The sequence below is a fragment of the Dehalococcoidia bacterium genome (assembly GCA_028711995.1).
Lineage (GTDB): Bacteria > Chloroflexota > Dehalococcoidia > SZUA-161 > SpSt-899 > JAQTRE01.
In genome coordinates this window covers 1-10,928 of the sequence record JAQTRE010000095.1, presented here as the reverse complement: position 1 = coordinate 10,928, position 10,928 = coordinate 1, and the positions used below count along the sequence as shown (strand labels likewise).

Sequence of the window (10,928 nt, the reverse complement as noted above, 5' to 3'; positions counted from 1 at the left end):
CAGCCCTTAACCCACCGAAGTCTTTGGTGATGTTTTTTACGTCAAGAATGTTTTCTGAATTCATGATAACCTGAACTCACAGCGATATTGTTGCCAGTATATTCGATATTTGTAGATAATGCCAATCTCGTAGCTTTATAATACTTTTGGTAACAACTTTTCTAGGTACGCTACCATGTAATCTTTCAAATACAACTCTATGGTATTAATGGTGAACCAAGGTCGATCATTTTTCAGGCTAGGCCTTCCTTGTGCAGATTCGCGTAACACGCATTCAACAACAATAATCATACTGCCCGTTGTCCTAACACTATCTCTATAAGTTGATGAGGCAGCTACGAGCCGGAAATCAAACCTGCATGTGCGGGCAGCGGTATCCCCCATCGATCTCGAACGTCTTTCCCGTAACCCATTCTGATGCATCAGATGCCAAAAAGATCGCAGCAGCAGCAATATCCTGGGGCGTTCCAAAACGCTTGATCGCCAAGTGGGATATTAATTCAGCCTTTGCCGTCTCCGGCATGGCCTCCTCTAGCCCCCCGGTGGCGATCGGACCTGAGGCGATGCAATTCACGCGGATATTGAGAGGGGCCAACTCCGATGCAAGCGAGCCAGTCAAGTTGATAACAGCCGCTTTGGCTGCTCCATAAGCGGTTTGACGCGGCGTGCCCACCAGTCCCGCGCCAGATGCAATATTGATGATGGCCCCACTCTTCTGTGCCATCATCGTCTTAAGTACGGCCTGTGTACATATGAAACAGCTTTTCAGATTTACTCTCAGCACAGCGTCCCACCGATTCTCGCTGATCTCCATGAAGGAAGCCGGCATTCCTCCGCCGACATTGTTCACCAAAATATCGATTCGTCCAAACTCAGCGATTGTCTTTTGCACCACATTTTGGACCTGTTCAGCGTTGCGGACATCTGCGGGTAATGCCAAGGCTTTTCGGCTCAGGGCACGAACTTCGGTGGCAGTGGCTTCAATATGCTCGACGGTCCGCGCGACGACAACCACATGTGCCCCGGCTTCCGCAAGCCCAAGAGCAATGCCCTTTCCAATGCCCTTTCCCGCTCCGGTTACGATTGCTACCCTGTCTGTGAGCTGAAACTTCGATAGTATCACTATCCTAATCTCCTTGAAGTTTTGTGATCACTCGTGTCGTTATCTATTACACCCTGGCTTACCCTTTCTGCAATCGCTAATTAACCGCTTTGCCCATTCCGGAGCAAGCCCTTAAGTGTCCAGCACGTTATGTCTTCTGACTTCCCTAATTACCCTGACGATTTACAGCCTCTTCCGGGAAATTACACTACGAATTCCGGCATCAAACCTTTAACTCGGTTCGAGCGATGATCTCTTCCTGAATCAATGGGTCAAGTTGCACAAAGAAAGCACTATACCCAGCCACCCTGACCACCAGATTCTTGTACTCTTCAGGATGCTGCTGAGCCTCTCTCAAGGTTTCGACGTCCACTATGTTGAACTGCACGTGATAGCCACCCAGATCCATTAGGGTTTTTACCAGCATCATCATCTTCCTCATTCCCTGCCTGTCCGCCACTGCCGTCGGGTGGAATTTCATATTGAGTAAATTGCCGTCATACTTCATCGGGTCCACCACCTTGGCTGCCGATTTGATGAGAGCGGTGGGTCCGTTCTTGTCGGTCCCAGGATAGGCAGAGGTGATACCATCGGCAAACGGCTGCAGAGCCTTTCTGCCATAGGGCAGCGCACCACAGTAGCTTCCAAACAGACGATGAAGCGACACGCTGACCGCTTCCGGCCGACCGTCATCAGTGTTCACATGCGTCTTGTGGACCGTTGAAGCCTTATAAAACAGATCGAACCATTCCTTGGCTATCTGATCCACATAGTCATCATCATTTCCATACTTGGGGGCATGCTGCATCATCTTGCGAATTTCGTCGTAGCCCACAAAGTCGGCCTTCAGAGCGTCAAGCACTTGTTTCATGGTGAGTTTCTTCTCTTCATACACCAGCTTCTTCATCGCCGCCAGGGCATTGGCTAAGTCGATGGTTCCCACCGGCAGGGTGGTATCAAAGGAATACCTTGATCCCCCTTCCATCAGGTTCATGCCCTTCTCGATGCAATCATCTACCAGACAAGAAGCAAAGGGTGAAGGCAAGTACTGCGACTGAAGGCTAAGGGAGGTAATATCGATTTCGCGCCCCAGCTTCGTCAGATATTCCAGATGACGCCAGACCGCCTCATGCAATTGTGCATAGGCCTCCAAGCTTTCCGGGTCGCCCGTTTTGATGCTGTGCTGAACTCCGGTTAATGGATTCACACCGTTGTTGAGCGCCAGTTCCAGCATCTTGGGCAGGCTTACCAAAGTCTCCCAGGTGCCGTTGAACTTACCGATAAGACCCGATTGAGTGCAAGCGACAATAGCAAAATCACGGGCTTCCTCTGCGGAGCACTTGTAGCGATCCATGTTGCGCTGGACGCAAAGATCGGAATTGATGAACGCCGGCTTACCGATGCCCAGCCTTATGTTATCCGCACACTTCATCAACAGTTCTTCGGAAAGCTTGTTATGCCAGATACAAACCAGGCTAGGCTGGATCATCCTCACCTGACCGTCCGCCTCCAAAATCAAATACTCCAGCTCATTGGTCGCATCCGTTCCGTCCGGTTTAACACCCCCGATGCTGATGTTTTGCCCCAGGTGATTGGGAGAAGCCAGAGCTGCATTATGGCCCGGCTGGTGCAGGGCAAATTCCGAGAGCTTGATGAAGAACAGCTCCAACAGCTCTACGGCTTCCTCGTCAGTGATTTTCCCTTCCTTCTTATCCTGAAGGAAGAAGGGGTTCAGATACTGGCCGATCCTCCCGGGGGAAATCCCTACCTGCGCGGCTTCAGCCCACATGGCAGTATGCGTGAACCACATGGATTGTACCGCCTCGCGGAAACTCCTGGCTGGCTTTGCCGGCACCCGGCGACAGGTCTCGGCTATCTGCAAGAGCTCTTTCTTTCTACTCTCATCCGTCTCATTCTTAACCAGCCCCTCCGCCAGATCGGCATACCTGTTTGCCCAGGCAATAACCGCCTCGCAACTGATGATGGCTGCCTTGAGGAATTCTATTCGGTGGATTTCCTGCACATAAGCCGCGGGAATCTCCATCAGTCTCCCGCGAGCATCTGCTATCAGACCCTCCAGCCCTCTATTGATAACTCTGGCATAGTCTACGACAATGTAGCCGATGGGACCGAATGAGCTATCCAGCATAGAGCATTCCCTCATGATCTCTGGGCGGGTGAGTCCCGGGTGCATATCGGCGAAAACCTCGTTGACCCTATCCACCATGCATCGGCCTTTAAAATACTCTCGTGCCTCTCGAATGCGTTCCCAGTCCTTTTCCGACAAATCGGTTTGCAGGGTTCCGAACTGACTATTGTGCTCCTTCTTGGTCCACCAGTTGCTGGACCATTCCGGATAGGGATTGACTCCTCGTCGATACTGGGTTGGGTTCCCCACAATGGGGTTTTCGTCGATATGCAAAGTCATCCCCTTCAGATACTTCTCCAGAACCCGGGCACGTGTGATGATCGGGGCTTTTCCCTGCGTCTCTTTATAGGCCTCTAAAACAAAAGTTAAACGTTCCGTGGACAGTTTTACCGGCGCATCATGAAAGCTTTCCTTCAGCCTTTGCACCCGATTGCTCAATTTTGGAGCTACATCAAGTTGGTACATTCTGGTTTCTCCTTCTATCCGTTCATCTTTGATGCGTGCTGAACCACATCTGCCCCTGCCAACACACTACATCCTGGCGCCGCCATCCACACTATAGTCCTGGCCGGTAATGAAACTGGCTTCGTCCGAGGCCAGAAACACCACCATGTAGGCAATGTCCTCGGGCTTTCCCACTCTGCGCATAGGAATCCGTGATGCATACATGTCTTCCCCTGCGTGCTTTTTTTCTAGCGTCTCGACCATTTTGGGTGTCAGGATAGGTCCCGGTGAGACACAATTGACCGTAATGCCTTGAGGAGCCAGATCTACAGCAAGAGCCCTGGAAAAGCCGGACACTGCAGCTTTGGTTGCTGAGTAGAGCGGCGAGTATGGGATTCCTATCTTGCCGGCATCGGAGGTAATGTTGATGATCCGACCACTCTTCTGTTTGAGCATGTGGCCTACCACCGCTTTGCAACAGTGCAAGGTACCAACAAGAGTGATGTCTATATGTTGTCTCCATTCGGCTTCATCCGTATTGGCAAAAGAATTGTGTGACAGCTGGTTGAAGGCAGCATTGTTCACCAGAATATCTACCCGGCCAAACCCTGCCAGGGTCCTTTCCACCATTTGGCTCACTTGATCTGCCTTGGAGATATCAGCCGTCACGGCCAGCGCCTTGCCGCCAGACTTGATAATCCCTTCGGCCACCTTTCTTGCCCCTGCCTCGTTGACATCGCTGACCATGACGGCGGCGCCTTCTCGAGCCATTACCTCGGCAATAGCCTGGCCAATGCCCTGAGCCGCTCCGGTGACTATCCCTACTTTACCCTTCAACTTCACAGCAAACTCCTTTTTATTTTGATGCCCACGGGCAAGCCCTCGACCCCTCATAGACAAGCAAGCCTTGACCTATGAAAATGTCATTTGAAAGTCAACTCTTCGGTTTCAACAACCGATCCATCATCCTTCAAAATAAGCCTATCCATTATTCTCAAACAGCCTAGCAGCCATCTATCAGCACTCAATTATCGCGCCCGATGATGTGGCAGGCCTATTGCTCTACCACCGGAACAAGTTTTCCGTCTTTGTAATAAGCCATCAACCCCACGTTGTTGTGCGTGCCGTCAGCGTTGATCTTCAATGGTCCCGCAGGAGCATCCTCCCATACAAAGTTTCCGGAACGAGCTGCCTTCTGTATGTCCGCTGGCTTATCTGATCCGGCCATCTCAATGGCTGTAATGGCTGCCCAGAAGGGATAATAGATAGTCGCATGGCCTGAAGTAGGGCGTACGCCGGGGTATTGCTCCGCAAAAGCGTCCTCAAATATCTTGGATCCTGGATAAGGTAACCCGGGCATCCACTGAATCCAATGGTAGGTCCCATCCGCTCCAACCTCATTCAAGGCAGGCCCGCTTGAAGCCGTTCCGCACGAGATGAATTTAGTTTTGCCCCAACCGCCAAATCCTGGAATTTGTTTCAAGATAACCTGATAAAAGGTATCACCACCACCACTGTCCACAAAAAGAACATCGGGGTTGGCGTGCTTGACGCCGGTGAGGAATGGGGAGAAGTCGAGTGTACTAATTTCAACATACTCCTCATAGACAATATCGACCCCAGCGGCCTTCAGGATTTGCTTAATCACAGAACCGCGTTCACGTGTCTCCTTCATTGCACCCATAAGAAGTCCCGCAGTCTTGGGCTTGAGCTGATTCAAGGCAAAATCCGTCACCATCGGGCCGATATCGGTAGCATTCGGGTAAACGCAGCGTATGGTGTACGGCCTATCGCTAAGGTCCAAAGGGGTGGAACCCACAGTAAACGCTGGGACTTTGGTCTCCTCCGCTGTGTCTGATGTAGCGCTAAGAGCAGCTGTGAGAGCCCCGCCAAAAAGAACTGCGGAGACCTTGTCTTGCAACACCAGCTTTCTGTAGCCAGTTACGGAATCGGATACCTGACTGTTGTCATCGCATTTGACCCACTTCACCGGCCTCATCACTCCGCCAACATTGATGCCCCCTCTCGCCTCTAGTTGCTTGTCTACGATCTTCAATATCTGGTCGACAAGGTTACCGGCTTTGGCCGCTGCACCGCTATACGAGATCAGAATCCCGAGCTTTACCGGCTCGTCAGAGACAGACAGCGCAGGAGTTGTTGCAGACATGGTTGTCGCTGTGGGATTCGTTGCGGCCCCTGTGGGTGTTTCCTCTCCATCATCATCTCCGCACGCTGCCAATACCGGCACTAGCAAGACTAGAACTAGGACCAGGGCTATAACTTTGTAGCAAAAACTGATCTTCTGAGACATCGTGACCTCCTTGTCTATTTGATTCTACCGGTATCTACGTTGACTTCCACTCGTTCATCGATTTGCCTAACAGTGGCACCTCCTCTGACAACATGGCTTCAAACAACAATAGACGAATAGGAAATAATGTGAAGCCAAGCTGCCGCATCAATCGGAATTCCGTGACAAACAACTCAATCTTCTTATGTGAAGATTCGGAAATCGGATAAGTGAATCTCGCGAATAGGTTTATCTGCAAGGATAGCCCATCAGGCAGGATTGAAACGCCGGACAACATCCTCAGCCACCAAACGGCCACTTTTGATGGCAGCTATATCACACTTGATCTGTTTCATTTTTTCACTTTCAGAGCATACACCGGGCAGATACCGATGCACTCCAGCTACTCTGTGCATGTGCCCCTGTCGATTTTAATAATCCCATAGCCTTGTAAGGCTTCCACGGGGCAAAAACAGGTGCAGACTCCACATCCCAAGCAATTGGTTTCGCCAACTACGACCAATTGGCTTCTCCTTTTAAGTTTCAACCAGCGCTTTGGCCGACCGCCATCAGATTGTTGACGTTCCGCTCATATTGGGCATATCTTATCACTATATATGACATCTGTCAACCATTTTAAATTTCAGTTGTACATTAGCACAGTTTAATTGTATAATATAAACCATCTGTGCGATTTGTGTGCATGCAGTCCCACCACCTTTAGTCCGCATGCCCGGAACCAAATGTTGATATGAAGCAATGCAAGCTCTTGACAGTCAAGTCATAGCAATACTACAATTCACATATTCCGAATACTTGCATCTGACATAGACGGAAGCAAGTATTGAATGGTAATGGCTAGTGAATGATCGATTGTCATGGTTAGAGGTATGAATCACTTCACCAAACGCCGTGTCGACGAGATTGTCTTTGGTCTTTCCTTTGATGGCCAGATTGTCCTGTCGGACTCAGTGGCATCGCCTAAACATGATGCTACGTATGGGGAGATACCATGACCACATCTGTACTGACAGTTCTCACTGAGTCAGATCAGATGCTCATCAAAGAGTTGAGGTCTGATGCCAGGCAAAGCACTCGAGATCTTGCCGGAAAACTCGGCATAAGTGCAACAACTGTATCAAGTAAACTGAGAAAAATGGTCGCCGATGGTATCATTGATTTCGCTGCGATAGTCGATCCTCGTTTCTTTGGCTTCGATTCCAAGGTTGTTCTAGGTGTGAAAACTACCCTTGCCCCCCCCTCTGATGTCGCAAAAGATCTCGCAGTTTGCAAAAACATCCAGGCGATTAGTTTAACTACAGGGCGTTATGACATGGTAATCTACGCTATGTTCCATAACTCCCAGGACTTCCTCAAATGGATGAGCAATGAATTGAGTCGCTTTGACAACATAGCAGACATTGAAGTGATGACGATCCTTCACGAGGTCAAAGATTACTACACCGGGCTATCTAACACTACCATTGCTGGGTACCAAAAGACCGCGCCACGTTGTCTGGAGGATTCGGAACTGCGGTTGATACGAGAACTTGAGTTGAATCCCAGACAGAGCATCGGTATCTTGGGCAAGAGGACAGGCATGACTCGACAGACGACAGCCAGGAAGCTCAAAAAACTCCTAACAGAGAAAGTGGTGAGCGTGATCAGCCATGCTGATCTATCGGCAGTTGGTCTTGTTGTGCCGGTTTACGTGTTCTTGAAGGTCAAGCTTGACATGATTTTCCCTGCAGCTCATACCTTGGCCGCGAATACTAGAGTCACGCATGTGGCCATTGTCGCGGGAAGCTTTAACCTGCTGGCATACATGGCTTTTCCGAATACGGAAAAAATGTATCGCTTTCTTATCCGTGATCTCCGGAGTATACCAGGTGTTATTAGTTATGAGACGATAATCCAAGTGGGCCGTTCTTACCGTTCTTATCGTCTGATCCATGAGTAATTGGAATTTACCTATGCCAGAACCATCGGCATGGAGAATATAACCCTTTGATCTCGCCCTTGCGCACAGCATACGATTGTGCTCTTTCGACCCGGTTCGGATGAGCACAATCGTCGGCCAGGTCCGCTCGTCGGCGATGTAAGTGCAGGCCGCTGTAGACATCCCGGTTCGATACCTGCCCTTTGCCCCGCAGGTATCGAAGGAGTTCGGCTTCATCCGCTTGTTTAGGATCGCCACCGAAACCATGGAAAACGTACAGCATGGAACGCTCCAGGAAATCCGCAATGATGATGGCCCTGTCGATGTGCTCGGGTCTGATCTCGGCACTGAGATCGCAAGCGGCGAACAGGAGGCAGAACTTCCAGAGGTACGTCTGGATACGGGCTATCAAGTTGGCACCCAGTGTCTCGTTTGAGCATCTGACGTAATATCGCTCGTAGTACGACTCAAATATTCGCTTTGTGGCGGGAGGAACCGTTAACTCCCCGTGTCCCTGGCGGTGCAGTTCGTCCGCGCAGGATCGGATGGTGTTCAGCCTCGTGATCAATTCGCTAAAACGTTTCGTATCTGGCTTGGGACATACTTGTCCAAGATAACTTTCGTGACGGGTAATTGAGAAGAGACCACCGAAGTAATATGGTGGAAGTGGTGCCCCGGCTTTCTTTTGGGAGGCTGGTTCATAAGTGCGGGGCGGAACGCCATGCCAAGGGATTCTCCTCCTGGGACCAGTACGTCTCCATGCTGTTTTGCCAGATGGCCCAATGCAAGAGTCTGCGGGAGATCAGCGACGGCTTGGCCGTCACCTGCGGCAAGCTCAGTCATCTGGGATTGCATTCCGCACCTGCCAAGAGCACCCTTTCTTACGCCAATGCCCATCGTCCCTGGCAACTGTATCAGGAGGTTTTCTTTCACCTGCGTGATCTCTTCAGCAACCAAAGCCCTGGAAAGAAGAGGAAATTCCGTTTCAAGAACAGGCTGCTCAGCCTCGATTCTACCACCATCGACCTTTGTCTCAGCCTTTTCCCTTGGGCTGACTTCCGCCAGACCAAGGGCGCTGTCAAGCTCCATCTCCTCCTGGATCATGACGGGTATCTGCCCGATTTCGCCGTGATCACCGAGGGGAAGGCAGCCGACGTTACTGTGGCTCGTCATTTCACCCTTCCCACCGGCAGCATCGTCGCCGTCGATCGGGGCTACTACGACTTCGATCTCTTCGCTCAATGGAATAAAGCAGGCATCTTCTTCGTCACCCGGCTCAAGAGCAATGCCGTTTATGAAGTACTGGAGAACCGCCCTCTTCCCCAGTGACCCAATATCCTTGCCGACCAGATCATCCGTTTCACCGAATACCGGGCCCGTCTGAAGTATCTCTGGCTGTTGCGGCGGGTAGTCGTCTGGGATGAGCAAAACCAGAGGGAGATCGAGCTTCTCACCAATCACCTTCGCTTTGGGTCCACCACCATCGCCAGTATCTATCGGGATCGCTGGGAGATCGAACTCTTCTTCAAGGTGCTCAAACAGCATCTGAAGATCAAGACCTTCGTCGGTACCAGCCCCAATGCTCTCAAGACACAGATTTGGACAGCAGTGATTGCCGTGCTGTTGCTCAAGTATCTCCAGTTTCGCTCTCAATGCAACTTGCCTCTTTGCCGCCTGGTGGCGCTGCTTCGTCTGAACCTGTTTTCCTACCGTGATCTCTGGAATTGGCTCGATGATCCTTTTGAAACTCCACCTCAACTGCCTGACCCCCAGCTCAGGATGGCGTTTTAGACAGCATCCCTTTTCTTGCACGCATCACCCTTCAAATTTGGGGGGGGGTCGAAAATGAAAACCTTACATCGAGCTATTTTACAGGCACAAAAAACTCATCCAAAAGGGGGTTAAGGAATTATCTTGGACAGCAGTGCTACTGGATAGGTTGTAAAGTCCTTCAATCATACCTGCTGAATCTGGTTCATATCGGTCCGTGTATTTTTTGTGGGACTGTTTAATCATGGTTCTTTGAATCCATTTACACTCAGCTTGCTCAAATAGTCCAGTGGATTAGGAGATGTTCGTGGAAAATACCCCCTTGTGTGGACTGGTTGACACTAACCTTGTTCAAATGTCAACGGTTAATACGTTTTAACGGTTCTGAACAGCGTGAACGGTAATCTCTGAACGAGAATACTGCATATGCGTGAACAGTGTTGACAAAGTGGCACTTCACTGTTAGCCTCTGGGCTGGTATTTGTTAACTAAAGTGTTCACAAAATCCTGAAGCTACGCTGAGTCTGATAAAAACAGAGGAGAGTTCACTAATGCGAAAAAACCACATAAACCAACCTTGTAAGTCAGAGGGTACTTCAGCTATAATGTTGAGCGTACAAGCGCCCGTAGCTCAGTGGATAGAGCATCGGTCTTCGGAACCCGTCACTTAGGCACTGATACCGTGGAACGGAGGGTTACAACGCACTGGCTTAGCCTCAAAATCCCCACCGATATGGTAACAAAGATCAATAAAGAACAATAACACCGTGATCATTTTGTGATCAATTTTTCGGTCTCGCCCTGAAGCTGACAGACTTTCACCAGACAACCCTTATAACGTGTGAATCGTCACGAACATTGACCCACTAGCTGCCATCGCCCGGGACCGGGTGACAATTTCCCTATTCGGTGTTTTGGGCAATATTTCGCCCACTTTTACCAGCGCCTTACTCTCATCCACTGTCGGTCGATCTCCTTGAAATTTTCCAATCTCCCACTTTTGGGGAATAGCGGACTCGAATCAGTTCCATGCTTTTGCACAAATAATAAGTCCATTATTGATTTCTTATAAGCCTATTATAATATTTCTATTGTACCAATGGAGTCAATTTTGGCGTCCCTGCAAAAAGCCGGTATCGGAATTCTGATTGAGTCACCCTGATATTATGCTGCGAAGTTTAAAGTCTGAGTGAATCGGCTGGCGGGTCGAATTTAGCGCCAAAACAAGCGCCAA

The 10,928-nt window shown here is 50.0% G+C and carries 7 protein-coding genes and 1 pseudogene; 2 read left to right on the top strand and 6 right to left on the bottom strand.

Annotation, left to right across the window (positions count from 1 at the left end; genetic code table 11):
* Positions 1-349: 349 nt before the first annotated feature.
* The 4 genes from PHV74_11725 to PHV74_11710 all read right to left on the bottom strand — a co-directional run bounded on the left by PHV74_11725 (position 350) and on the right by PHV74_11710 (position 6,006).
* A complete protein-coding gene (locus PHV74_11725; protein ID MDD5095029.1) occupies positions 350-1,123 on the bottom strand; it encodes a glucose 1-dehydrogenase in 774 nt (257 codons plus the stop codon).
* Positions 1,124-1,325: 202 nt separating this feature from the next.
* Positions 1,326-3,716 (bottom strand): pyruvate formate lyase family protein, encoded by a 2,391-nt coding sequence (locus tag PHV74_11720; protein ID MDD5095028.1) that lies wholly within the window; start codon positions 3,714-3,716, stop codon positions 1,326-1,328.
* Positions 3,717-3,782: 66 nt separating this feature from the next.
* Entirely contained in the window at positions 3,783-4,538 is a 756-nt protein-coding gene (locus tag PHV74_11715; protein MDD5095027.1) for a 3-oxoacyl-ACP reductase FabG, read from the bottom strand.
* Between the two features lie 211 nt (positions 4,539-4,749).
* Positions 4,750-6,006 carry an ABC transporter substrate-binding protein gene (locus tag PHV74_11710; GenBank protein MDD5095026.1) on the bottom strand — a complete coding sequence of 419 codons (1,257 nt, stop codon included), beginning with the start codon at positions 6,004-6,006 and terminating at the stop codon, positions 4,750-4,752.
* A 991-nt stretch (positions 6,007-6,997) separates the two neighbouring features.
* On the opposite strand from PHV74_11710, the gene PHV74_11705 reads away from it, so the two are divergent.
* Positions 6,998-7,945: a winged helix-turn-helix transcriptional regulator gene (locus tag PHV74_11705; protein ID MDD5095025.1), complete on the top strand. Its 948-nt coding sequence runs from the start codon at positions 6,998-7,000 to the stop codon at positions 7,943-7,945.
* A 7-nt stretch (positions 7,946-7,952) separates the two neighbouring features.
* Here the strand turns inward: PHV74_11705 and PHV74_11700 are convergent, their stop codons facing one another.
* Positions 7,953-8,492, bottom strand: a complete 540-nt coding sequence (locus PHV74_11700) for a hypothetical protein (protein ID MDD5095024.1) — start codon at positions 8,490-8,492, stop codon at positions 7,953-7,955.
* An 89-nt stretch (positions 8,493-8,581) separates the two neighbouring features.
* Here PHV74_11700 and PHV74_11695 point away from each other — a divergent pair.
* Positions 8,582-9,715 (top strand): annotated as a pseudogene (locus tag PHV74_11695) (IS4 family transposase).
* An 811-nt stretch (positions 9,716-10,526) separates the two neighbouring features.
* On the opposite strand, the gene PHV74_11690 reads toward PHV74_11695, so the two are convergent.
* On the bottom strand, positions 10,527-10,655 hold the full coding sequence (locus PHV74_11690; GenBank protein MDD5095023.1) for a hypothetical protein: 129 nt from the start codon (positions 10,653-10,655) through the stop codon (positions 10,527-10,529).
* Positions 10,656-10,928 lie beyond the last annotated feature (273 nt).